Origin of the sequence: Sphingomonas sp. Leaf28, from assembly GCF_001421685.1 — a bacterium.
GTDB lineage: Bacteria > Pseudomonadota > Alphaproteobacteria > Sphingomonadales > Sphingomonadaceae > Sphingomonas > Sphingomonas aurantiaca.
In genome coordinates, this window is sequence record NZ_LMKX01000012.1 from 1 (window position 1) to 24,730 (window position 24,730).

Here is a 24,730-nt window from a genome sequence, read left to right on the forward strand (position 1 = left end):
GAAGGACTATGGGCCGCACAAGACGCTCTACAATCGCTGGAAGCGGTGGGGCGAGAGGGGTGTCTTCTTGCGCATGATGGAGGGGCTCGCGGCAGCGGAAGCCGTACCGAAACGGTCATGATCAACGCGACCTACCTGAAGGCACACCGCACGGCATCAAGTCTGCGAGTAAAAAAGGGGATCTCGGCTGCCTGATCGGCCGCACGAAAGGCGGCATGAACACCAAACTGCACGCCGTCAGCGATGCGGATGGGCGGCCCTTGAGCTTCTTCATGACCGCCGGGCAGGTCAGCGACTACACCGGCGCGGCAGCCTTGCTCGACGATCTGCCGAAAGCACAGTGGCTGCTTGGCGACCGTGGTTATGACGCCGATTGGTTCCAGGGACGCCCTGGAAGCCAAGGGCATCCAGCCCTGCATCCTGGGTCGCAGATCGCGCAACGAGCCGGTCAGATACGACAAGCGCCGCTACCGGCGCCGCAGCCGCATCGAGATCATGTTCGGCCGTCTGAAGGATTGCCACCGCGTCGCCACTCGTTACGACCGCTGCCAAACTATCTTCTTCTCTGCCGTCGCGCTCGCGGCCACCGTCATCTTCTGGCTATGACCAATAAGTCCTGACCCTAGGGCGCGTTCTGGCTGCATCTGTGCACGACAGCAACGGTCGGGAGCATTGCTCGGGACTTATAGGGGTCGAGTGCATGGAACGGACCCAAAGATACGCCAAGCGTAGGCTCCACGCAGCCATGTGACCATTTGCAGGTTTAACGCTCATGCACAGTCCGGCTCCACCTCAGGAGATCGAGCCACAGCGGCTATCCATCCATTTGAAGCTGGCGAACGATGAATATGGCGCTGAGGGCAAGACGTTCCAACTCTATGATGTCGAGGACGCGATCGGCGCTGCCATAGAGCCTGCCGGCGTCATTGAGGGACATGAGATCGGGAAAGGCTTCTTCGTCATATTTGTCACCGGCGCGCACCCCGACACACTTTTGCCGTTGATCCAAACACGCCTTTCGATGCTCAGTGTTCGTTCGGGCTCATTCATCGCATTGCGCCGATCTGACGGATCGGAGACGCGCTTCCCGACGCCCCCTTAGATCCCGCGGCAGGGCCCGAAGCGCCCTCCGGTAACGCCGCGACATGTCGACATGTCGGATTTTTGCTACGGCTGTGACGGCGGTACCGCGGTTGCCACCAACCGCGGTACCGGGTCAAAGCGGGATCAGGCGATCAGCGTGTGCACCGCGACCATCTCCGGCAGCGCTGCGGAGAACGCGGCCATGTCGACCGGTGCCACGCCCACCTGGAATGCGGCGGGCGAGACGATGTGCAGGACCAGATCCTGTCCGGCCTGATAGCCGTCGACCCCGTTGGCATCGACCACCAGGAACGTCTCGCCCTGATGGTTGCCGGCATTGGCGTTGACGAACACCGCCGACCCGCTCGTCAGGCTGCCACGCACCGCATTGCCGAGATCGGTGTCGAAGCTCGCATCGTCGAGCCGACCCGTGACATCGGCGCCGTAGGTGGTGCGATCCACGCCCGCGACCTGGACGACGTCCGTGTCGCGGGTGAAGCCGACCAGCGTGTCGTAGCCCGTGCTCGTCGACTCGCTCGCGCCATCATAGGCGAAGCGGTCGTTGCCAGCCCCGCCGGTCAGCGTGTCGCGACCCGCTCCGCCGAACAGCATGTCGTTGCCGCTGCCGCCCGTCAGCGTGTCGTTGCCCGATCCGCCGAAGATCGTCAGGTTGCCGTTGGTGACCGCGCGGCCGTCGACGACGAGGTCGGTCGTCAGCGGCAGGCCCCAGACCGTCTTGGTCGCGCCGCCCGTGACAAAGCTGTCGGCGAGGGTGATGCTATAGTCGTTCGCGCTGCCCGGCACGATCGGTCCTGCGAGCAACGCCACGGTCTCGACACCCGCACGGCTGTCGAACGTGATGGTGTAGTCGCCGTCCAGCGCCAGCTGGTCGGTGCCGGCACCCCCGACGACGACATCGCTCGCGCCCCAGCGATCAGGGCCGAAGAGGAAGCCGTCATTGCCCGCGCCCCCGGTCAGGGTATCGACGCCGAGCCCGCCATACATGACCAGCGACCCCGAGCTCACCGTGGACCCGTCGACGGTAAAGGCGTTGCCCGCCTCCAGATTCGTGCCGAAGACGGTGAATGTCCGGGTATCGCCGATGACGCCGTCGTTGAGGACGATGTCGTAGCTGGAGCCCGGCAACGCCGCGAGGATCTCGACATCGTTGAGCGTCGTGGCGGTCAGCACGAGGCGGTTGGCGCCGGTATACTCACCCTGAATGCCGACCTGATCGATGCCCGAACCGCCGTTGATGCGGTCCGCGCCGGTCAGCGCGGCCCCGAAGAAGACGGCATCCGCGCCGGCGCCGCCACTCACGCGATCGACGCCCCCGTTCGACAGGTCGAAATAATCGGCACCTTGCGTGCCGCCATAGCTGTCGTTGCCGGCGGTCCCGGCGATATGGCCGGCACTGTCGGGCGCAGGGGTCGCGATGCCGGTGATCGTCACCGTCGCGGTGGCGGTCGACCCGCCGCTGATCGTGTAGGTGAAGCTGTCGGTGGTTGTCGCACCCGCCGCCAGCGCGCTGAACGCGCCGTCCGGGTTGTAGGAGAAGGTGCCGCCCGACAGCAGCGTGACGAGCGCGCCCGAGGACAGGCGCACGGAATGGTCGACGCCCGACGCACTGCCGTTCAGCGCGATGACGCCGAGCGACGGATCGCCGCCCGTATCGTTGGCGAGCACGGTGCCGCCATAGATCGAGATCGCGGTGATCGCGAACCCGTCGGCGACCGCGACGGCCGGGCCGGTACCCGTGCGTGCGATCCCGATCAGCGCCAGCGCCTGGTCGTGATCGGTCGTCGACAGCCCGTCATTATAGCCCGCATTATAGTGGACGATGTCGAAGCTCGATTCCGCATACAGCCCGGTCGAGACGATGACGTTGTCGAACGACTGGTAATAGCCGTCGAAATAATAGGTGTAGCGTTCCTCGACGGGCAGTTTGTAGATCAGGTTGGACAAGGCTCCGCTATTGCCGGCCGGTGCCAGCGTCTGCAGCGCGGTCTCGTAGTAGAAGCCGTTGAAGTCGCCGTTGACGACGAACTGATGCGACGGATCGCGCGCGAGCAGCGCATCGACATAGGCCTTGGCCGCGGTCGCCTGCGCGGTGCGCGCGGCGTCGCCGGCGTTGTTGGGGGGCTGGTTCGCGCCGTACAGCGCGTCCGACCCGCCGCGCGACGTCGAGTGCATGTCGATCGCGGTGAACATCTGCCCGTTGAACACGAAATCGGCCACGACCGGCTTGCGCGTGCCGGCATAGGCCTCGGCCTGGATCGCGGTCGTCGATCCCTCGACATAGCTCACCCGCTCGGTGTTGAAGAGGAAGCCGTTGCGGATGTTCCCGTTGGGGGCCCCGCCGCTGGTGTTGGTCGCGGTGGGCGCGACCTCGACATAGCGATAGGTCGCGCCGCCCGCGGCGGTGATCGCGTCGATCAGCTTCTGCGCGGTCGCGGCACCCGACAGGTCGGTGCCCGCATTCTCGCCATCGGCGTCCTGGACCTCCTGCACGCCGATGATGTCGGGGTTATGCAGCGCGTTGACGATCTCGTTGGCATGGGTGGTGAACCGCGCATCGACGATCGCCTGCTTGGCGGCATAGGTGACGTCGGTATCGCCGGTCGCCCGCGTCGCCACGGGCGCCAGATTCTCCAGGTTGAAGCTGGCATAGCTCAGCCCCGACACGGTCCCGACCAGAGTGGTCGTTTCGCGGGGCAGGGGGGCAGCGCTGGTCGCGGCACTGACCGTGCCGATCGGGTCGACTTCATATTCGCCCCCGAAGTAATTCACGATGCCGGTCACATCGTTCAACGTGTCGCCCTGATGATAGGCGCCTGCCGCGGCCGTGCCCTGATAGATCTTGATCGTCTCGGGGTTCACGTCGCCTGCCGAGATCGTCATGCCGCCCCGGCTGCTAAGCCCGGTCGCGCCCGCGCCCAGCGAGGCGACGACATAGGTCTCGCCATTGGCATTGGTATCGGCAACGACCCGCGGTGCGCGCACGGTGACGCGCATCCCTTCGAGCGATTCATAGAAATCCGCGCCGTCGGTGGTCGGGTCGTAGCTGGTGAGGCGATCGTCATCGATCACCTGGGTGGGCGGCGCGCGGCCGGTGCCGTCGGTCGCGATCAGCACCGCGGCCGGCAACGCGACCGACGCGTTGGTAACCGTGATCGCGGTCGGGCTGTTGAGCTGCGTGATCGTCAGGTTGGTCGTGGCCGACGCGAATTCGGCGACCGTCCCCGACAGCGTGATCGCATTGCCGACCGATACCGTCGGCACGGTCGTCCCCGTCGAGACGAAGATCGCATCCGACGTGCCGTCATTGCCGTCGCCGTTCGGATCCTGGATGTAGAAGCCGTTGCTGCGCACCGAGGTGACGACGCCGCTGGTCGCGACGACCTGACCGGTGAACAGCGAGCGATGGCCAAGGCCCTGGAGATCGTAGATCGCGATCGGGCCGGTATCGTCGTTGAGGATCGTCGCGGTCGCGCTGGGCGCGGGAACGACGAAGCCGACCGGGTTGGTCAGGGTGACGACGAAGGTCTCGTTGGCTTCGTTGATCCGGTCGCCGTTGACGAGGATGGTGATCGTCTTGCTCGTCTCGCCGACCGCGAACGTGACCGTGCCGGTCTGCGCGACATAGTCGCTGCCCGCCTGCGCGGTGCCGTTGGCGGTGGCGTAATCGACGCTCGCAGCGCCGATGCCGTTCGAGCGGGTGACGGTGAAGACCGCGGCAGTCGCGCCGCCATCGCCCTCGACGACGCTGACGTTGCTGATCGCGGCGGTGGGATCGGTGCTCAGATGTGCGGTGACCGCGACATTGTCGATGCCCACCTCGTCGCGGCTGCCGCTGCCGACCGACGCGGCATGGATCCAGCGCAGATAGAGATAGCCGCCATCAGCGACCGTGCCGGCAATGCTGACCATCTCGTTCTGGTTGGTGAAGTTGGCGGTCGTGTTGTCCGCGGTCGTCGGGGTCGTGAAGCTGGCCGCAGCGACGCTCGTGAAGGTCGTGCCGTCGGTCGAATAGGCGAGCTGCATGCTCTCGCCGCGCGTCGCATTGTTGCGATACGCCCAGTCGAACGCGATGTCGAAGCTGGTCGCGGTCGCGCCGCTGGTGTTCTGGATGCGTGCCTCGATAAAGCCGCCTGCGTCGAGCTCGGCACCGGTCGGCTGGAGGATAAGCGCCCGGTCGTTGACCGGCGTATAGACTCCCGCGGTCACCGGATCGCCGCTGATCAGGCCGCGACCGAAATCGCCGCCCGAGGCGCCGATAAAGCCATAGGACGGGTTGGTCTGGTCCGACAGGCCGACGACGCGCCAGACGTTGGAGTCGAGCTGTCCGCTGCTCGCCACGGCGCCCGGCGCGAAGCCCGACGCAGCGAAATTGGCGAAATTGGTCGCAAAGATCGACGCGGTTGCCGGCACTGCGTCGTCATTGGCGATCGTCCCCGTCGCCTGTCCGCCCGCGATGATCGCATTGGTCAGATTGGTCAGCGTCACCAGCAGCGTTTCGTTACGCTCGAATACCGTATCGCCGTTGATCACGATGCTGACGGTGGTGCTGGTGGCACCCGCCGCAATGGTGAAATTGCCGGCCAGCGCGACATAGTCGCTGCCCGCGGACGCGGTGCCGTCCGACGTGGCCGCCTGGAAACTGATCCCGCCGGTGGGGGCGGGCGCGCTCGCGGTCACGGTGAACACCAGCACGCTCGTGCCGGCATCGCCCTCGATGATCGAGGCGTTGGCGATCGACAGCCCGGGCAGGTCGTCGTTGGTGATCGTACCGGCCGCAGTCGCGGTGGTGATCGTCTGGCCTGCGCCCGACAGCGTGACGGTGAAGGTCTCGTCCGGTTCGCTGACGCTATCGTCGGCGATCGGGACCAGGATCGTCGCGGTGGAGGCGTTGGCGGCGAACGTCACCTCGCCCGCGGGCAGCGTGCCGCCCGCGAAATCACTCGCCGTGGCGGTATCGCCGGCGGCCAAAGACACCGCATAGGATAGGGTGGCCGCCTGGCTGAGATCGCCGCTGCGCGTGACGACGAACGGGATGCTGCCGCTGGCTTCGCTGGCGCTGCCCGCGGCGATCGCGAACGCGGAATCGTCGTTCAGGATCGTGTTGGTCAGCGTGGCCGGGCTGACGTCATAGCCCGTGCTCGGCGAGGAGAGCGCGAGCACGAACGTCTCGTTGCCTTCGACCAGCGTGTCGCCCGCGACCGTGATCGTCACCGTCGTGCTGCTTTGCCCGGCAGCAAACGTCGCGGTGCCGGTCGTCGGGCCGACGAAATCGGCCGCATCCGCGGTGCCGCCCGCGATGACCGCATAGCTCGTCGAGGCGGCCGCGGCGGTGCTGCCGGTCCGAGTCAGCGTGACGGTGTAGACGGTGCCGGTGCCTTCGCCTTGGCTGATCGCCGTGGTCTGCAGCGCGATCGTCTCGTTCGCGACGGCGGCCTGCGGTGCGAAGGCGACTCCGCGAAACGCCGTGTTGGTCGCAGCGGTGGCAAGCCGCGTGCTGCCGCCCGTCAGGATGCCGTTATAGCCCGTCATATCGCTGAACAGGTCGAGCGCAGTGCCGGTCGTGCCGAACAGCGTCACGGTGCCGCCATTGATCGCCCCCGTCAGGCCAGTCAGCCCGCTATCGACAATCGAGCCGTTCGCGGTCCACAGCCCGCCGACGAGCGAATATTTGAACAGCCCGCCGCCCGACCGGCTGTCGGCAACGTACAGCGTGTCGACGCCGTCGACCGCGGTGGTGAGATCGGCGAAGAAGAAGGCGCCGGGTGCCGCGGCGGTCGCGTTGGGCGAGGTCGCCGAGCCGTCGCTGGCGATGTTCGTGATGGTCTGCCCCGCGGTCGTCGGTTCGCCACTCCCTACGGTCGCGATCCGGAAACTCCCCGACATCGTGCTTTCGTAAAGCTGGCCGCCATAGAGGCCGAGCCCGCGGACATTGACGGGGCCGGTCGCGCTGGTGTTGAGCTGGGTGACCGTCGCGGTGCCGAACGTCCCGTAGGAAACGCCGGTCGTCGACGTGCTGACGTAGAAGGTCGCGCCCGTCTCGCTCGCGATGCCGCGGACGTTGCCCGAACCGATAGCCACCGATGTCGACGTGTCGACAAGCCCATCGACGCCGACCCGGCCGATGACTCGCCCGGTCGTGGCCGACAGCGCAGCGACATTGGTCGTCGCCACCGCGGTGTCATACCCGGTCAGCATCAAAAAACGACCATCGGCGCTGCGCGAGAGAAGGCCTTCCAGCGCCGAATTGCCGATCGCGGTCAGCGTCTGGTTGGTGATCCCCCCCGCACTGGTGTCGGCGGTCGGCAGCGCGATCGACTGAACCAGGACCCCGGCCGTCGTATATTCGTCGAGGAATACCGCCGCGGTTGCATTCGACAGCGCGGTCGCGCCCGTCCCGACCCGATAGACAACGACATTCCCTGCGGCAAATCCACTCACAACCGATCCCCCCCGATTACGCCACGCGATTCTACGCCCCTGTGCGCAAAATCTCGCAATTTCATGCGCCTATCGTCATTACATGACGGCAGCATGACGAACGTGTCAGCTTTGGCGCATAAGGAAAGCCTAAATCGCGCAAGCGATCGTAAGGCGCGTCGCCCTATTCGCGCAGCGCCTCTTCGCGCAACCGGGTGAAGGGTGTCAGGATATAGGCCATGATCGAGCGCTTATCGCCGATCAGGTTCACGTCCGCGGTCATGCCCGGACCGATCACCAGCCGCTGGCCTTCGGGGCCGCGGAAGTTCTGCGCATCGGCCCGGACGCGCACGGTGTAATGGCTCTCGCCGGTGCGTTCCTCGACCGTGGCATCGGGGGAGATGGTCAGGACGCGGCCGTCCATGCCGCCATAGACGCCCGATTCATACGCGGTGATATTGACGCGCGCGCGCTGACCGATCCGCACGGCAGCGATATCCTTGGGGCTGACGAGCGCCTCGACGGTCAGCGTCTCGGCGCTGGGCACCACTTCGACGATCGGCTGGCCCGCACCGATGCTGCTGCCCACCGTCGACACGAGCACGCGATTGACACGGCCATCGACCGGGGAGGCGACCGTCGAACGCCCGAGCTTGGCCGCGAGCGCCGGCATCGAGCGCTGGCGCGACGCCATTTCGGATTGCGCCGCGGCAAGATCGGTCCCCGCCTGCGCGCGCCAGCTGCTGCGCACCTGCGCCAGGCTCGCCCGCGCTTCGGCGACCGCGGATTGCGCGCGCGCGATCGCGGCCGAGGCCTGCGCCGCATCGGTTCCCGCGACCGCGGCGCTGTTCTCCAGCTGGATCAGCGTCAGCTGCGGCTCGATCCCGCGGTCGACGAGCGGGCGGATCATCTCGAGCTGGCGCTTGGCGGAATCGCGCGCCGATACCCGCGAGGCATAGGCGGATCGCGCTTCGGCGACCGCGCGCTCGGCTTGCGCCGCACGCGCCGCACCGGCCGCGCTCAGGCTGGCGAGGTCGCTCATCCGCGCCGCATGGAGCGAGCGCTCGATGCCGATCTGCTGCCCGACCTCGGGCGTGGCCGCGGCTGGATAGACCGGCTCGCGCCCGGCGATTTCCGCCTGCAACCGCGCGATCTTCGCGTTGAGCGCCCCCACCGTGATCTCGCTGCTGCCGAATTCCGCCCCTGCCTGCGTCTGGTCGAGCCGGACGAGCGGCTGGCCACGCTTCACGAGGTCGCCGACATGGACGAGGATCGCCGAGACGACGCCGCCTTCGAAATTGCTGAGCACCTGCAACCGGCTGCTCGGCACGACGCGGCCGGGCGCGTGGACGGTGCGATCCAGCTTCACGATGCTGGCCCAGGCAATGAAGACGACGATGAAGCCGATAATCAGCCACAGCAGCAGGTTCGATACCGCCTTGGGCTTGATGCGATCGGCAAGGTCTTCGAGATGCGTATCGGACATGGGTTTGGTACTCAGGCCGCAGTGCGGGGACGCTGGAGCGATTGCAGGACGGCGTCGCGCGGTCCGTCCTGGACGATCTTGCCCGCCTCGACGACGATGATGCGGTCGACCAGCCGGACAAGCGCAGGGCGGTGCGTGATGAGGACGAAGGTGCGGCCCTGCAACTCGGTCTGGAGCCGGTCGATCAGCTGCATCTCGGTCGTCTGGTCCATCGCGCTGGTGGGTTCGTCGAACACGAGCAGCTGCGGCCGGCCGGCCAGCGCGCGGGAAAGGCTGATCGACTGGCGCTGGCCACCCGACAGGCCTTCGCCGCGATCCGCGAGCACAAGGTCATAGCCATTGGCGATCCGCCCCATAAAGCCATGCGTGCCGGTCAGCTCGGCGACGCGCAGCATCTCGGCATCGTCGACGCCGGGGCGGCCGAGCGTGATGTTCTCGCGCACCGAACCGCTGAGCAGCACGCTCTCCTGCAACGCAGTGCCGATCAGCGATCGCATCGCGTGCGGATCATATTGGCGGATGTCGGTGCCGTCGATCATCACCAGCCCTTCCTGCGGCTGGTAGAGACCGAGGATGAGCCGCGCGATCGTCGACTTGCCCGATCCGACCTTGCCCAGCAGCGCCACGCGCTGTCCTGCCGGGATGACTAGGTCGAGCCCGTCGAACGTCTTTTCGGCAGCGCCCGGATAGCGGAACGCGACGCCGCGCAGCTCGATCCGGCCATCGAAGCGGGCGGGCTTGAGCGCGGTACCGCGCGGCTCTTCGGACCCCGTCTCCATCATCGCGTCGATCTGCTTGTACGCGGTCCGCGTCGCCGACAGCCGCGACAGCAGCGCCGCGATCGTCGCCAGCGGCTGCACCGCGCGACCCGACAGGATCGAACACGCCACCAGCGCACCGGTGGTCAGCTGGTGATCGGCGATCAGGAACACGCCGACGACGACGGTCCCCGCATAGGCCAGCGTGTTCGCCGAGGCCGCGACCGTGGTCGCGATCGTCGAGACCAGCCGCTGGCGCGTCGAACTGTCCGAATGCTGCTGGTTGGCCCTGGTCCAGCGCTGGCCGAGCAGACGGCTCGCGCCGCTGGTCTTGACCATTTCGAGCGCGCCCACGGTCTCGACTAGCACGCTCTGCTTGGTCAGCCCTTCGCTCATCGCGCGCGCCGACAACCGGTCGAGCGCGGGGCGGGTCAGCCAGCCCGCCCCGACGACGATTGGGATCGCCGCCAGCGGCACCCACACCACCGCACCGCCAAGAATCGCGATGAAGATCAACGTGATGACGATGAACGGCACATCGACCAGCGCGGTCATCGTGGCCGATGCGAAGAAGTCGCGCAGCGTCTCGAGCTCACGCATCATGCCGGTCAGCGCACCGGTCGATCCCTTTTTCTGATCGAGCCGGATCGCGACCAGCCGGCGGAACACCCGTCCGCCAATGTCGTGATCGATATCGGCGCCTGCCAGATCGGTGAAATAGGCGCGCAGCACCCGCAGCACGAAATCGAACACGACCACGATCGCCAGCCCGATCGACAGCGCGATCAGCGAGGAGAAGGCGTTGTTGGGAACGACGCGGTCGTACACGGTCATCGTGAACAGCGACGTGATCAGTCCGAAGATATTGATCATCGCAGCCGCCAGCGCGACCTTCAGATAAGTGCCCTTGTTGCGCAGCATCGGCTCGACCAGCCACGGCGCAAAGCGCGGGCGCGGATGCTCGATCAGGTCGTGATGGGGCCGGTCGTGGTGTTCAGTCATCGGGGTTCCAGCGCGGCAGGTTGGATGGCCAGGGCCGACAGCAGCCGGCCGGTCCGGGCGAGCAGTGCGTAGCGCGCGGTGTCGAGCTCGATTACCGTCTGCACATAGCGTGCGGCGACGCCGAAATAATTACTCTCGGCGCCCAGCAGGTCGAACAGCGTCCCGCGCGACACGCGGAACCGCTCCGCCAGCACGTCGCGCGCGCGGCGGCTGGCGAGATAATTGCCCTCGATCGCAGCCTGCGCGTCCTGCAACGCGGTCACGTCGGCCAGCGCGATCTCGGCATCGCGTTGCGAATCGATCCGGGTCCGGCGCAGACGCGCGTCGGCGCCGTCGGCGCGCGCCTGCGCCTGGTCGACGCGCTGCGGTCCACCGCCGCCCAGCCGCATGCTGAGCGTGAGGCTGCCCCGAATGTCGTAGTCTCGCGCGGTCTCGATGATCCCGTAGCGTCCGGCATCGATCCCGCCGGACAGTTGCGGCAGCAGATCGGACTTGACCGCGCGGACGTCCGAGCGCGCCGCATCGGCGCCGAGCTTGGCAGCGCGGATCGCGGGCAGCGTATCGATATCGGCGACCAGGCTCGCGGTGCCGATGCCGGCGAGCGACGGCTCGGGCGCGCGCGCCAGCGCGGCAGGCGGTGCATGCCCGATGACGGCGGCATATTGCGCCTCCGCGCCGGCCAGCTGACGCCGGAACTCGGCCAGCTGCGAATCCGAGGATGCGATATAGCTGTCGACCTGCGCCACATCGCCCGGCGCGGCCGCGCCCTGGAGGATGCGATCCTCGATGCTGCTGCGCAGGCTGCGCTGGCTGGTCGCAAACGCCTCGCCCAGCCGGACGAGCACGCGGTAGCCATAGACCGTGTACCAGGCCGAGACGGCGCGCAACGCGATCTGCGTCCCGATATCCTCGATGCCGACGCGCGCCGCGTTCAGTCGCGCTTCGCTCGAGCGGATCCGGCTGAGACTTGCGCCGAAATCGATCAGCGGCTGCTGGACGCGCAGCAACCCGTCGGTGCGATGACTGGGACGCGAGCGTTCGAGGACGTTGTTGGGATCGTTGGAAAACGCCCGATCGATGATCCGGAACGTCGAGATCGACAGGTCGGCAGTAGGCAGCGCGCGCGCACGCGCCTCGCCGCGGACGCCCTTGGCTTCGTCCGCCTGCGCGATCGCCTCGTCGAGCGACGGGTTGCGCGCGACCGCCTCGCCGATCACCTGCTGGAAGGTCGCGAGCGGCGATTGCGCATGCGCCAGTTGCAGGATGGGATCCGCGGTCGGATCGATGTGCAACGGATCCTGGCTCGGCGCCGGCAGCCCGCCGGGTACGCCCCGTGCCCAGGCCCCGAGACGCGGCGTCCCCTGGACGGGCGATGGTGGCCCGTACGAGCCGCTCGACGTCCGCGCGATTGGCGCGCTCGGCACCGCCAGCTCGACTGCCGGCGCAGGCACGGGTGACACGGTCACCGGGGTCGGAACGGAGGGCGTGGGCAAAGCCGGCGAGGGTGGCAGCGGTCGCGGCGTCGCGCCCTGTTGCGGATCGACCACCAGCGATCCCTGCGTCGCCGGCGGCGTACGCTGGGCATAGACCGGTACCGAGACCGGTGCGGCAGCCAGCGCCAGACCGGCCGCGACAACGGTACCACAGCCGGAACGGCGCACGTGCGCCATCCGTCCTAACACCTGCATCGTGACGATGACCGACAATTCTTGGACCGGCAATCCTTGAACCAGCAATCCTTGCCGTCGCTTACCCGCATGCAGCCATCGCAAAGCACGATGGCCGTCGAACCTGTCATGTCGTCGCACCCCAGCTCGGCACTCAGGTTCGACTGTACCCCGCCACGCTGGCGGTCAGGACAGCCGATGCCCTTGCTCCCCTATACATCGCGGTGGCGCCCCTCCCAGGTCACCGGTCCCCTGCGGTCACAGTCTTCTATTTTTCCGCTCGCGACAAGGGTTTCACGCGACGAGCGGGACGACCGCTTCGTCGATGGGATGTGGCGCGCGCTTAGCCCTTAACGGCCGCGCTCTCCTGCAGGGACGGATAGGGGCCTGGGACAGGTCTTCTGCGCAGAACCGGCCGGGCGCAAAGTACCCGCCGATGCCGGATCGACCGCGCGGCAAGGACCGCGCGCATCGCTGCGAGCCGACACGGACGACATTCTAGGCATGGTCTCAGCGCTTGACTCGAATGCCCGAAATCAGAATTCGATATCCTGGTGGACATACCAATCGTCAAACATCGAAAGCGCTTCGAAATGTCGCTTATAACCGTTTCTTGTCATCACCTCGAAGATCGCCCCACGCTTTGCATCGACGAAATTATGTTCGACGGTCACGATACTGGGCTTGTACGTCTGGAAATCGAATGCACCGAGAATACTGAGCTCGGATTTTTCGGTATCGATCGAAATATAGTCGATGCTGCCGGGTGCATCATGACGCTGCAGAAGATCGTTCAGCGACACGGTCTTGACGTCATACCGTACGCTATCCTGACGTGACTCGGCATGTCTGTCGTCCTCCGCGAAAGACGCCATCGTCGATAGGCCGAGACCGGGCGTCTCATCGAAGGACACAAGGCTTCCCGATCGATCGCTGACGCAATCAAACTCGACCGAGCATTGACGATTGCGTCGCAGGCTCGCGTGCCAGTCCTTGGCAGGATCCGCGACTATGCCATTCCAGCCGTATTTTGTTTTAAGAAGATAGCTGTTGCTGAGCTCGATACCGTCGGTCGCGCCAAAATCGACAAAATACCCGTTACGCTTCTCGCGCAACACCCATAGAACAAATAAATCCTGCAAGATCTGCGAGTTATAAATACCAATGTGAGACGTAGAAAATCCCACGAATCTTATTGTTCGCGGATCAAGGCCAAGGATATGACTGCTCAACGGCAAAAGCTTTTGGAACATGTATGTGTCATTTTGCGGCGTTGCCCGCATTGCAACAATTCAAAGTCCATCTAGTGCTTTCTGGTTATATTTTTATTACACAGTTTACGTCTAATTATTAATATTATACTATCATAATGCCGAAGTTATTTTTTTGCATGGCTAGATAACCTAGGTCTTAGTCGACTGATATCAAAAACGAACACTGCCTATCGCAGTCGCTCAAACACCGTCCGCGATTTTATCTTATTTCAAATACTTGCTGACCAACCCAATGGCGGCATTGCAATTCGTCGGAACGCGCTTTATCCAAAATCATCGCGGCAGGTGAGCATCCCCAAGACGCCTCCCTGCCGCGGTGCCGTGATACTTACCGGCCAGAGCCTTTCGGAATAGCGCGATCGGTGCCTGACAACAGGCGTAGCATGCCGCAGTCGGCGCTGGTGATCCGATCAGCGCGCCTATGTGTTCGTGTTGCCTGTATCGCACCGATCGGTATCGACGAACGCCACCAGAACCAACGTCCATGCGGCTTTGATCGATTGCGATAACACGTGCATCCGCGACGCTGCGACCGATACGTCTTCGCCCGCTACAGAAACCGTTCGCCGGCATGGTCGCGGAACAGTTCATGGTTGCGGACATAATCGGACAGGATTTCGAGCGACTTGTGCCGGCTGACCTCCTTCATCTTGAACACCGTCGCGCCTTGCCGCGCCGCTTCGGTCAGGAAGCCCGCGCGCAGCGAATGGCCTGCGACCTGCGCCGGGTCATAGCCCGCGGCCGCAGCGCGCGCCTTGACGACCAGCGCAACGCCTCGATCGCTCATCGGCTTGGTCGTGATCCGCCCCTGCGGGGTCAATTTGCGGAACACCGGGCCGGCGTTGAACCCTGCACAGGCGATCCACGCCAACAGCAGCGCCTTAGGCCGGATCCGGCGCCCCTCGGGCACCGCGATCGTCGCGCCCTTGCCCTCCTGATCGGTCTTCGACGTGCGGATCGTGATCAGCAACCCGTCGGGGGTGATGGCGACATCGTCGATATCCAGCGCGACCAGTTCGGAGCGGCGCAGCGCGGCAGCCATGCCGATCGCGAGCAATGCCCGGTCGCGCACCGCGCGCACGCTGTCGCCCTCGCAAGCGCGCAGCATATCGCGCAGCATATCGCCATCGGCCGCACGCTTCTGGACTTTCTTGATGCCATGCGTCCGCCTGATTCCGGCCACGGCATTGCGGATCGCGACCGCGCCCTGTTGTTGCTGCGGCGGATCATAGCCGGCCTGCGCATGCATATAGCCGATCGCGGCCAGGCGTCGCCCGATCGTCGAGGGTCGCGCACCCGCATGCGCTTCGGCCGACAGGAAGATCGCCACCGCGCCGGGCGCGGCCGGCAGCGGATCGATGTTGCGCGCCGCACACCAGGCAAGAAAGATCCGCCAGTCCGATTCATACGCCCGCCGCGTCGCCGGCGCGCGCGCCGCGGCGACATAGGCGCGTGCTGCCTCGATCTCGTCGTCGAGCAGCAACGGGATCAACGGCGTCGACGCAGTCCGCGTCAGCGCGGTGTCATCACGGTCGTTGGGGTCGTCAGTCATGCGGCGATGCTCCAGCGGTTCGGACGGCCCGAATTTCGATCATGACCGCAATCCGATCGGGCGATCCTGTGATCCACCAAGAATCGCATGGCAATTCCGTCGCGCCGACGCGATGATTCTTTATTCCGAGAATGTCATTTATCGGAATAAAGGACACGTCTGCAAACTGCTTATGCTATGCAAAAGACCTTCAACGCCTCTGGCAAAATCGTCGGGTGCAAAATGATCCGCAATCTCATTGAATCCGGCACGAGCCAGGTCCGCACGCTGCGCTGCATCCATTGGAAGATTCATGCACCGTTCTCCGAATAACACCGCATCGTCGGTGACTGTCAGACTCGTCAGTACGTCGAAATCATTCGCTGCATGTGAGGTACAGACACAGGGCACCCCCATGGTCAGCGCTTCGATGACCTTTATCTTGGTCACACCGCCTCGTCGGATTGGCGCAATTGCCACGCATGCTGCGCGATACTCGGCTTTGTCCACGATGCCGACCATTTCGACGCCAGGGATCGCCGACCGGCGCTCAACCCAAACTGAGCGCCACATAAAACAGCGCGGTGTGTTACGCGCCACCCGACGTCTGCGGCAATGGCGAGACCGGAGTGACGAGAAGGACGCGTTGTGCGTCAGGCACCCGCTAACGCCACTATCGCTTCACCAGGAAAATCCCACCATACCGGTACATTTGGCAGCTGCCAGCAACCGATAGTTTCAGCTCAGCATCCAATAATATCCAGTTGCCAAGTAAGCTAGCGCCGCCATCCCATATCCATAATCTGCCTGCCGTTGACCAGATCCGTATCGGCACATGCGATGCGGCTTGTCGAAGCGTAGCGCGTTGCTAAAGGACCACGGTGTAATCGAACAAGCAAAGGTGTTGAAGATGACCGGAGACAAGCGCGTAATAGTGGTCGGGCTTGGTTATGTCGGGTTGCCGCTCGCCGTTGCGCTTGCAAAATCCTTCGAGACTTGGGGGCTCGATGTCGATACTCGCCGCATCGCAGAGCTTGAACGTCATCACGACCGTACCGGGGAGATCGACGCCGAACGCCTTGCCGCTTCGAGCCTCCGCCTTACGACCGATCCTGCAGCATGCTTGGATGCCGATTTCTACATCGTCACCGTGCCGACACCGGTCGATGCCGACAACCGGCCCGATCTTGGTATCGTAATGGCCGCGACGCGTACCGTGGGCGGTATGTTGAAGGCAGGTCGACGCTCGATCATCGTTTATGAAAGCACTGTCTATCCAGGCGTCACCGAGGATATGTGCGGTCCTGAACTCGAACGCGTGAGCGGGCTTGTCTGCGGCAAGGACTTTTTCCTCGGTTATTCGCCCGAGCGCATAAATCCGGGTGACCGCGAGCATACCGTCGACCGGATAACCAAGGTGATCTCCGGCCAGACACCAGAAGTGCTCGAGGATATTGCCGATCTGTACAATCAGGTAACGAGCGGTGGCGTCTTCCGTGCCGCGTCGATCAAGGCGGCAGAGGCCGCCAAGGTAATCGAGAACGCGCAGCGCGACATCAACATCGCCTTCGTCAACGAGATCACGCAGATCTTCGCAAAAATGGATCTATCGGTGTGGGACGTGCTGGCGGCAGCAGGCACCAAGTGGAACTTCCTGAGGTTCGAGCCCGGCCTTGTCGGCGGGCACTGCATCGGCGTCGACCCCTATTATCTCGCGCACCGCGCGACCGAGCTCGGCTGCGATCCGCGGATCATCCTGGCGGGCCGCGACATGAACGACGGTATGGCGGCATGGGTGGCCGAGGACGTGCATGACTGGCATGCGAGGTCGGGCGGCAGCGGAGCCGGCAAGGTGCTAATGCTCGGGTTGGCGTTCAAGCAGGACGTGCCCGATCTGCGCAACTCGAAGGTTGCCGATCTGGTCGCCGCGTTCGAAGGGCTCGGTCATCAGGTCGACGTACACGATCCGCTCGTCTCCGCACCCGAAGCGTTGCACGAATATGGCCTGGAGATCGTCGCGGTCCCCGATACGGCCGAATACGACCTGATCGTCCTGGCGGTGCCGCATCGCGAACTGGTCGAAAACTTTAGCCAATTCCCCCCCTTGCTTGCACCGGGGGGCGCGATCGTCGATCTGAAGAATGCGCTTGCGGGATCGCAACAGGTGCCCGCCGGGTCAAAACTATGGACGATGTAGAACACGGCCCTACAAGCAGACGGAGCGATCAGTGTACGATGGCATGTGTTTGCGTTCGAGGTTTTCGTGTTCTCTAAACTGTTTCGCCGCATGTCGGCCAGCGTATCGTCGACGCGAAGCTTCGCCGGTCCCAAGGGCAAACGCCTATATGCGATCGGCGACGTCCATGGCCGGCTCGATCTGGTCGACGATCTCCTCGGCCGCATCGAGGACGACATTGCCGATCGTCCGGTGGACACCGCAGTGGTGGTCTTTCTTGGCGACCTGATCGATCGCGGACCAGATTCTGCCGGCGTGATCGAACGCCTGCAGAGCCTAAAGCATTTTCCTGCCAGAATGCTGTTTTTGCTCGGCAACCACGAGGAGTTTCTGCTGCGCGCCTTGGCGGGGGAGACCGGTGTCGCGCACGACTGGCTGGGATTTGGCGGTGACGCCTGCGCGGAAAGCTATGGCATCGCGCCCTCAGCACTGCAGACAATGGATGAACAGCGGATCGCCGAGATTTTAAAGACCGCTATTCCTGAAACGCACGTCGCGTTCCTGACGACCTTCGGCGATACGTTCGCGTTCGGCGATTATCTGCTCGTCCATGCTGGTATTAGACCGGGCATTTCGATCGAGCAGCAGCAGCCCCGCGATCTGCGCTGGATCCGGCAGCCCTTCCTGTCCGACGCGCACGATCATGGCTGCATGGTGATCCACGGTCACACGATCAGCGACGGCATCGACCATCGCACCAACCGGATAGGCATCGATACCGGCGCCTATCGAACCGGCGTTCTCACCGCGGCCGTGATCGAGGAAGACGATCTACGTTTCCTAGCCACCGGATTGCAACCGGCGCTAGCGTAGCGCGATCTTGATCATGCCCTGTGGACGTCGCCTGAAACGATAGAAGTCGAACGAGTCCCACCGCGCCGCCAGCACGATCGCGAGCGGAGGCAGCATGGTGAGCGCGATATCGACCAACATTGGACCAGGGCCCCACGGGTAGCCATCGATATGATAGCGGGTGAAATCGAGCGCCTCGTTGACCAGTTCTAGGCCAAGGACGATCAGCAACGGTACCCATGCGCCCAGCGGCAGACGCAGCAGCCGTGTGAAGCCGAGCATAAGCAACACCCCGAGCAAGAGATGCCAGTCATGATGCGAGAGGCCCGTCGTCACGGTCAACCATACCTTGAACGCCTCCCAGTCGAGTACGAGTGCGATCATCGCTTGTCGCCCCCGCCCATCGTGGTGGGCGCATCCACGAACTCGGCACGCGCCACCCCGTTATCGTGCAGGCGGAACATGATCTTGGCGAGGCATTTGGTTCGGGCATCGGTAGGCACGACGACGCGCACCGGCCGTCCCACCGCCCATTCCGCCGCGCGTGCCTTAAATTCGGGGTCACGCATGGTGCGTCCCGCAACCGAAAGATCGCATTTGCGGGGCTTCGCGACGACAACGATCTCGTCGGCTATAGCCTGGCTGACAGCGTCATCGACCTGAAGCAGCAGCGTGAGCGCAAGATACAGCGACATGCGAAATCGCATCCGTCGCAAGCCCAATCCTGTCAATGGCCATGCATCACCACCACGGGGGTCTGCGCCAAGTTGCTCACCACGCGGGTTGCGACAAAGCGGGGTTAATTGTAGACGTGACGGCTTGCATCATGGGGATGCGGTTCGGCTTGCAAGGCGACGACATGACGAGAAACGGATCGATGAGCCGGATAATCGCTCTTGGCCTGGCGCTTCTGCTAGCGGCCTGTGCTTCGACGCGAGGCGGTAACATCTCCTACGATTCCAGCAATTTTGGTGCGCCGGATGCCCCCAAGATCGTCGCGGTCGACGACACCTACAAGCTTGCGCCGCTCGATACGATCAGCGTCATGGTATTCCAGGTCGGCGATCTCACGCGCGATTACGATATTGATCAGAGCGGTCGCATCACCATGCCGCTGGTCGGCCGTGTCGATGCAGTGGGACTGAGCACTAGCCAGCTAGGCACTTTGATCGCCAAGCGGCTCGATGAGAAATACCTGCGTAACCCTAGCGTTACTGTATCGCTGAAGGCATCGGCCAGCCGTGTCGTCACGGTCGATGGATCGGTCCGCCAGCCTGGTATCTATCCAGCGACCGGACCGCTCTCGCTCGTCCAGACGATCGCGCTCGCGCGTGGCACGGATGATTTGGCCAATCCGCGCCGTGTAGCCATCTTCCGTACGATCGGTGGCAAGCGCATGGCTGCAGCATTCGACCTGACAAGCATCCGCCGCGGCGAGATGAAAGATCCCGAGGTCTTTCCGGGAGATACGGTTGTGGTCGACGGTTCAGGCGTGAAGAAAACTCAGCGCGACCTGATGCAGAGCCTGCCGCTCGCCTCCATATTCATGGCGCTCTGACGCCGTTCGCCTTTAGGATTTCTGTACATGGCAAGCCCAGGGGCCGCGGGTCCCACGAACCTGACCGTTCAGCCGGATCAGCGCCGCGATCTCGCTTCAATGTCGCAGGCGGGCAATTATGGCGGCTATGGCAACGGGGGGGCTGGCGGGCGGGAATTATCGCTGGCGCTGCTGTGGCGCGTCGCTGTCGAATGGCGCTGGTTGATCCTGGCGGCGACCGGCACCGGCATCGCCGGGGCGGTGCTCATCACGCTGCTGACGCCCCTTCTGTACCGATCGACAGCGGCACTCGAGCTCAACCCGCCCGAGGTCGAGATCATGGCCGATGAAGGCAGCAAGGGCGGTCGACAGAGCAGCATGCGGGGCGACGCCAATTTCGTCGGCACGCAGTTGGCCCTGCTCGGCAGTCGAGCGCTCGCCGAGCGCGTAGCACAGAATCTGAATCTCGCGGCGGACCCGGCCATCGTCGGTGAAGTCGGTGATCGGACTCGCAACACCGCCTCCGCGGCGGACTTCGTCCAGAGCGGGACGCAGGTCCGCCTGCTGCCGCAGAGCATGATCGTCAACGTGTCGTTCGTCGCGCGCGATCCACAGACCGCGGCAAAGGTCGTCAACGGCGTCGCCGACGCCTATATTTCTACCAACCTTGAGCGCCGCTACCAGTCCTCATCCTATGCGCGCGACTTCCTACAGAAACAGATCGCGACCACGCGGCGCGATCTCGAACGGTCCGAACGTCAGTTGACCGCCTATGCGCAGGCGCAGCGCCTGATCAGCACGGGCGGCAGCGAGGAGGGCGGCGACACCAATTCGCTCACCGGCAGCTCCCTAGTTGCGCTCAATTCCGCACTCGCCGCGACGCAGGCGCGCCGCATTGCAGCCGAGCAGCGCTACCGCGAGGCGGCGCTGGGAGGCGCCACGACCGAGGGCAGCGTCAACGCGGTACCCTTGCGCGGACAGATTGCCGCGCTCGACGCTGAATATCAGCAGAAGCTGCAGACCTTCCGCCCCGATTATCCTGAGATGGTCGCGCTGAAGGCGCGGATCGACGCGCTGCGCAAATCGGTCGTCAGCGAAACGCGCACCGCAAATTCGGATCGCCTCGGCACGCTGCGACAGGAATTCCAGGCTGCGCGCGCCGAAGAAGACCGGCTCCGGTCGCAGGTTTCGGGCCTAAGCGGCTCAGTGCTCGAACAGCGCGGTCGCCTGATCCAGTACAATATCCTCAAGCGCGACGTGGACACGAACCGCACACTCTACGATGCGTTGCTGCAGCGCTACAAGGAGATCGGCGTCGCGGGCGGCATCGGCACTGCGGTCGCATCGGTGGTCGATCGTGGGATCGTGCCGGGCAATGCGTTCTCGCCCAGCCTTTACAAGAACCTCATGATCGGCGCCGTCCTTGGCCTGATCGCGGGGATGCTGGCGGCGATTGCGCTTGAGTTCATCAACGACACCATCAAGACGCCCGACGACGTGCGCGACAAGCTGCAGCTGCCGTTCCTGGGCGGCATCCCCAATGCCAAGACGGCAAAGCCGATCGAGGAGTTGCGCGACACGCTGTCGCCAGTGTCCGAGGCCTATCTATCGACCGCGTCGGCAATGCAGTTCGTCACCGAGGGCGGCGCGCCCAAAACGCTGCTGGTCACCAGCACGCGTCCCGCGGAGGGCAAGTCGACATCAGCTTGGGCGCTGGCATACAGCTTCACACGGCTCGGCAAGTCGGTGCTACTGATCGACGCCGACATGCGTCGTCCGGCCTTCGTCACCGGGCGCGACAATATCGGGCTGTCGCACATCCTTACAAACACCGGATCGCTCAAAGAACATGTCCTGCACACCGATGTCGACGGGCTGTGGATCATGCCGTCGGGCACCATCCCGCCGAGCCCGCCCGAGCTGATCGCGTCGGCGCGCTTCGCTTCGCTACTCGCCGACGTCGCGGCCACGTTCGATGTCGTCGTGATCGATGGCCCGCCGATCCTCGGTCTCGCCGATTCGCCCCTGCTGTCGTCGATCGCGCAGGCGACGCTGATGGTAATCGAATCCGGCCGGACGCGGACACGCGCAGCGATCGAGGCACAGAACCGCCTGCGCACCGCCGGCGCGCACATGGTCGGCGCAATCTTGACGCGCTATCAGCCGCAAGCATCCTATGGCTATGGCTATGGCTATGGCTATGGCTATGGACAGAGCAAGGACCAGTATCGCTACGTCGCCGGCGGCAATGAGAAGAAGCGCCGGATCATGCTGACCATGCACGATGAGACGTGAGCGAAGCAGTAGAGCCTCCCGCAGGAAGGGGCTGGCTGGCCTGGGCAGCGTCCGTGGCCTAATATCCGCTGCGGTGCTGTTCGCGGCAGGTACGGGAGTCGGTTGGTTGTCGTTCCGGACAGCGATGGTCCGCGTCTTGCCAGCGACCGCGCCGGCCATCACGCGGTTCGCGCCCGACTATCCCGCCGCGGTGCTTGATCGGACGGCCACAGCCCTCGTCACGCAACGCGGCATCCTCGATATGGCCATGCTCGACGCAGTGCGGCGGGCGGCTGCGGCCGCGCCGCTCGATGCGCGCGCCTATCTGATCCTTGGGCACCAGCAGTTGCTCGACGGCACGCCCGTGCGTGCGGGTGCTACGCTGGAGGCGGGCCAGCGGCTCGATCCGCGACAACGGCTCATCCACCTGCTACTGCTCGACCGCTATCTGCGCACCGCGCGCTATACGGACGCCGCGGCGCAATTCTCGGTGCTAGCGCGCATTCTAAGCGCCACCCAGCCGGCAATCGCGACCGCGATGGCGCAGATGATTAAAGAACCGGAAACCCGCGACGCAGTCCGCCGCACGCTGCGCACCGACCCGACACTCGAGCGCGGGGTGCTCGTCGCGCTCGCCAAGTCCGACACCGCGCCGGAGGCGATGTTCGCGCTCGCCAGTCCCGCTGCGCGTGCCGATGCGCGCAACGGCGGAAGCTGGGGCCCCGCCCTTGTCGGCCGCCTAGTGGCGAAGGGTGAGTATGCGGTCGCACGATCGGCGTGGCAGCGCATCTATGACGTAGCGCCTGCCGAGGCCACGGCGCTCATCGCCAATCGCGGTTTCGCCAGGACCATGCCGGCACCGCCTTTCGATTGGACACTGACCGCCAGCGGGCTCGGCGCAGCCGATATCCGGAATGGCGGCCTCACCGTCGATTATTACGGCCGCGACAGCGGCACGCTAGCAAGCCAGCTGCTTGTCCTGCGACCCGGTCGCTACCAGTTCGCGTTCGGCGTCGATCCCGGCAAGACCGACACCGCATCCAAACTCTTTTGGTCGCTTACCTGCGGATTGACCGAACCGTCGAGCGATCCCGGACGGCTGATCAATGTCGCGGTGACCGCCACCGCTAGGCCACGCCGCATCGCGACCGACGTCACCGTCCCGAACGGCTGCCCCGCGCAGACGCTCAGCCTGCGCGGCGAGGCAGGCGATTTCCCCGCGCCGCTCGGTGTGACGATCCGCGATCTCGACCTTCGCCCCCTTTCGCCCCCCAATTCCGACAGCGCAGCGGGACCCATATCATGATCCGCCATGCGGTCGTCCCCATCTATCTGCTCGCCTGCCTACTGCTGGGCGGCGCAAGTGCCGCGGGCTTCATCGCCAATCTGATTCTCCAGATCGCCGCCCTGCCGCTGATCGGCTGGGCGCTGTGGCACCTGTTACAGGAACGCCCATCTACGGCGATCCGCGCGCCACTCGGGCTGCTGGCGCTGTTCATTGCGATCGCGCTCGTCCAACTGGTGCCGCTACCGCCTGCGGTCTGGACAGTGCTGCCGGGTCGCGGATCGGTGGTCGAGGGATACCGATTGCTCGGCGTGCCCCTCCCCTGGTTGCCGCTGACACTCGCGCCCGAGCCTGCGCTCGCGAGCCTACTCTGGCTGCTGCCCGCCTTCGCCACGATGCTTGGCATCATCGTGCTCGGCGCGTTCCGTGGGCGCGGGCTCGCCGCGGCGATCGTCTTTGTCACGCTCGCCTCGGTCGGATTGGGCGCGCTGCAGGTGATCGGCGGGAGCAACGCCTATTTCTACCGGATCACCAATTACGGCGTCGCGGTCGGCTTCTTCGCCAACGCCAACCACAACGCGACCTTGCTGCTAGTCGCGATCCCCTTCCTGGTCGCGCTGCAGGCGACTCTGTTGAAGAAGAGTAAGTCGCAGCGCAGCGCGTCGGCGATCCGCCTGCTCGTAGCCGCGGCCTATGCAATCATTTTCGTCGGCCTGCTGATTAATTCATCGCTGGCGGGTATCGGTCTCAGCGTTCCCGTCGCGCTCGCGTCGTGGCTGACCTTCGGTCGCCAGCGGGCGGGTGTCCGGCGCGGGCTCGCTATCGCCGCTGGCGTCGTATCGATCGCGGCGATCGCGACAATTGCCATCGGCCCGTTCGGCAACAATCTATTCGGTCAGCAGCGAGAGAATGTCGAACTGTCACGCCAGACGTCGTTCGCGCTGACGCTGCGCGCGGCGCGCGACTATTTTCCGGTCGGTTCGGGGATCGGCAGCTTCCAGCCGATCTATCATATGCAGGAGCCGCTGGGGTCGGTGACTACCACTTTTATGAACCATGCGCATAGCGACTGGATCGAGCTGCTGCTCGAGACCAGCCTCGTCGGCATCGCCTTCGCCGCGCTGTTCCTCGCCTGGTGGGTCGTCCGGCTCCGCGCGATCTGGCGGACAGAAAATCCCGAACCCTTCGCGCAGGCGGCCGTCATCGCGAGCGCCGCGATCATGCTGCACAGCCTGGTCGATTATCCGTTACGCACCGCGGCGTTGTCGGCGGTGTTCGCGGCATGCATCGCCCTGATGTCGGGAGTGCGCCCCTATATCCGACGCAGTCGCATCCCGTCCGAAGCACGACACCTCACGCTGTAGATA

General features: G+C 64.6%; 16 protein-coding genes and 1 pseudogene. 8 read left to right on the plus strand and 9 right to left on the minus strand.

What is annotated here, in order from left to right; genetic code table 11:
- A pseudogene (locus ASE79_RS20565) lies at positions 1 to 606 on the plus strand (IS5 family transposase); the annotation flags it as partial.
- Positions 607 to 826: 220 nt separating this feature from the next.
- Positions 827 to 1,102: a hypothetical protein gene (locus ASE79_RS19130; RefSeq protein WP_162237068.1), complete on the plus strand. Its 276-nt coding sequence runs from the start codon at positions 827 to 829 to the stop codon at positions 1,100 to 1,102.
- A 125-nt stretch (positions 1,103 to 1,227) separates the two neighbouring features.
- Here the strand turns inward: ASE79_RS19130 and ASE79_RS19135 are convergent, their stop codons facing one another.
- From ASE79_RS19135 to ASE79_RS20570, 7 genes are all read right to left on the minus strand, one after another.
- Positions 1,228 to 7,542: a Calx-beta domain-containing protein gene (locus tag ASE79_RS19135; protein WP_056420616.1), complete on the minus strand. Its 6,315-nt coding sequence runs from the start codon at positions 7,540 to 7,542 to the stop codon at positions 1,228 to 1,230.
- A 163-nt stretch (positions 7,543 to 7,705) separates the two neighbouring features.
- Positions 7,706 to 9,007 (minus strand): HlyD family type I secretion periplasmic adaptor subunit, encoded by a 1,302-nt coding sequence (locus ASE79_RS19140; protein WP_056420618.1) that lies wholly within the window; start codon positions 9,005 to 9,007, stop codon positions 7,706 to 7,708.
- Positions 9,008 to 9,018: 11 nt separating this feature from the next.
- Positions 9,019 to 10,767, minus strand: coding sequence for a type I secretion system permease/ATPase (locus tag ASE79_RS19145; protein ID WP_056420620.1), 1,749 nt, complete (start codon positions 10,765 to 10,767; stop codon positions 9,019 to 9,021).
- Positions 10,764 to 12,503, minus strand: a complete 1,740-nt coding sequence (locus ASE79_RS19150; protein WP_162237069.1) for a TolC family protein — start codon at positions 12,501 to 12,503, stop codon at positions 10,764 to 10,766. Before ASE79_RS19150 ends, ASE79_RS19145 begins: the two co-directional genes overlap by 4 nt.
- A gap of 467 nt (positions 12,504 to 12,970) precedes the next feature.
- Entirely contained in the window at positions 12,971 to 13,687 is a 717-nt protein-coding gene (locus tag ASE79_RS19155) for an FkbM family methyltransferase (RefSeq protein ID WP_162237070.1), read from the minus strand.
- A 571-nt stretch (positions 13,688 to 14,258) separates the two neighbouring features.
- Positions 14,259 to 15,260, minus strand: a complete 1,002-nt coding sequence (locus ASE79_RS19160) for a site-specific integrase (protein ID WP_056420623.1) — start codon at positions 15,258 to 15,260, stop codon at positions 14,259 to 14,261.
- 138 nt (positions 15,261 to 15,398) lie between these two features.
- A complete protein-coding gene (locus tag ASE79_RS20570) occupies positions 15,399 to 15,812 on the minus strand; it encodes a glycosyltransferase (protein WP_082445458.1) in 414 nt (137 codons plus the stop codon).
- Between the two features lie 337 nt (positions 15,813 to 16,149).
- On the opposite strand from ASE79_RS20570, the gene ASE79_RS19165 reads away from it, so the two are divergent.
- Entirely contained in the window at positions 16,150 to 17,436 is a 1,287-nt protein-coding gene (locus ASE79_RS19165; protein ID WP_056420833.1) for a nucleotide sugar dehydrogenase, read from the plus strand.
- Between the two features lie 45 nt (positions 17,437 to 17,481).
- A complete protein-coding gene (locus tag ASE79_RS19170; protein ID WP_235517078.1) occupies positions 17,482 to 18,288 on the plus strand; it encodes a metallophosphoesterase family protein in 807 nt (268 codons plus the stop codon).
- Here ASE79_RS19170 and ASE79_RS19175 read toward each other — a convergent pair.
- Together ASE79_RS19175 and ASE79_RS19180 are read right to left on the minus strand one after the other, a co-directional pair.
- The gene (locus tag ASE79_RS19175) at positions 18,280 to 18,651 is read right to left on the minus strand and encodes a hypothetical protein (protein ID WP_056420626.1); all 372 of its coding nucleotides are present in this window, start codon (positions 18,649 to 18,651) and stop codon (positions 18,280 to 18,282) included. The genes ASE79_RS19170 and ASE79_RS19175 overlap by 9 nt on opposite strands.
- A complete protein-coding gene (locus ASE79_RS19180; protein WP_056420628.1) occupies positions 18,648 to 18,962 on the minus strand; it encodes a hypothetical protein in 315 nt (104 codons plus the stop codon). The genes ASE79_RS19175 and ASE79_RS19180 overlap by 4 nt, the downstream gene beginning before the upstream one ends.
- Before the next feature lie 35 nt (positions 18,963 to 18,997).
- Between ASE79_RS19180 and ASE79_RS19185 the strand changes: the two genes are divergently transcribed.
- The 4 genes from ASE79_RS19185 (at position 18,998) to ASE79_RS19200 (ending at position 24,727) form a co-directional block, all read left to right on the plus strand.
- Positions 18,998 to 19,825, plus strand: a complete 828-nt coding sequence (locus ASE79_RS19185) for a polysaccharide biosynthesis/export family protein (RefSeq protein ID WP_082445459.1) — start codon at positions 18,998 to 19,000, stop codon at positions 19,823 to 19,825.
- A gap of 27 nt (positions 19,826 to 19,852) precedes the next feature.
- Entirely contained in the window at positions 19,853 to 22,099 is a 2,247-nt protein-coding gene (locus tag ASE79_RS19190; RefSeq protein ID WP_056420630.1) for a GumC family protein, read from the plus strand.
- Positions 22,100 to 22,223: 124 nt separating this feature from the next.
- Positions 22,224 to 23,384, plus strand: coding sequence for a hypothetical protein (locus tag ASE79_RS19195; protein ID WP_235517080.1), 1,161 nt, complete (start codon positions 22,224 to 22,226; stop codon positions 23,382 to 23,384).
- Positions 23,381 to 24,727: an O-antigen ligase family protein gene (locus ASE79_RS19200; RefSeq protein WP_056420633.1), complete on the plus strand. Its 1,347-nt coding sequence runs from the start codon at positions 23,381 to 23,383 to the stop codon at positions 24,725 to 24,727. The genes ASE79_RS19195 and ASE79_RS19200 overlap by 4 nt, the downstream gene beginning before the upstream one ends.
- The last annotated feature ends 3 nt before the right edge of the window (positions 24,728 to 24,730 follow it).

Excerpts from the sequence above, each read along its gene's own strand:
- ASE79_RS19195 (WP_235517080.1), top strand. The coding sequence starts at position 22,224 with ATGGTCCGCGTCTTGCCAGCGACCGCGCCGGCCATCACGCGGTTCGCG.
- ASE79_RS19155 (WP_162237070.1), bottom strand. The coding sequence starts at position 13,687 with ATGTTCCAAAAGCTTTTGCCGTTGAGCAGTCATATCCTTGGCCTTGAT.
- ASE79_RS19180 (WP_056420628.1), bottom strand. The coding sequence starts at position 18,962 with ATGTCGCTGTATCTTGCGCTCACGCTGCTGCTTCAGGTCGATGACGCT.
- ASE79_RS19200 (WP_056420633.1), top strand. The coding sequence starts at position 23,381 with ATGATCCGCCATGCGGTCGTCCCCATCTATCTGCTCGCCTGCCTACTG.
- ASE79_RS19140 (WP_056420618.1), bottom strand. The coding sequence starts at position 9,007 with ATGTCCGATACGCATCTCGAAGACCTTGCCGATCGCATCAAGCCCAAG.
- ASE79_RS19160 (WP_056420623.1), bottom strand. The coding sequence starts at position 15,260 with ATGACTGACGACCCCAACGACCGTGATGACACCGCGCTGACGCGGACT.
- ASE79_RS19145 (WP_056420620.1), bottom strand. The coding sequence starts at position 10,767 with ATGACTGAACACCACGACCGGCCCCATCACGACCTGATCGAGCATCCG.
- ASE79_RS19165 (WP_056420833.1), top strand. The coding sequence starts at position 16,150 with ATGACCGGAGACAAGCGCGTAATAGTGGTCGGGCTTGGTTATGTCGGG.
- ASE79_RS19175 (WP_056420626.1), bottom strand. The coding sequence starts at position 18,651 with ATGATCGCACTCGTACTCGACTGGGAGGCGTTCAAGGTATGGTTGACC.
- ASE79_RS19185 (WP_082445459.1), top strand. The coding sequence starts at position 18,998 with ATGGCCATGCATCACCACCACGGGGGTCTGCGCCAAGTTGCTCACCAC.
- ASE79_RS19190 (WP_056420630.1), top strand. The coding sequence starts at position 19,853 with ATGGCAAGCCCAGGGGCCGCGGGTCCCACGAACCTGACCGTTCAGCCG.
- ASE79_RS20570 (WP_082445458.1), bottom strand. The coding sequence starts at position 15,812 with ATGTGGCGCTCAGTTTGGGTTGAGCGCCGGTCGGCGATCCCTGGCGTC.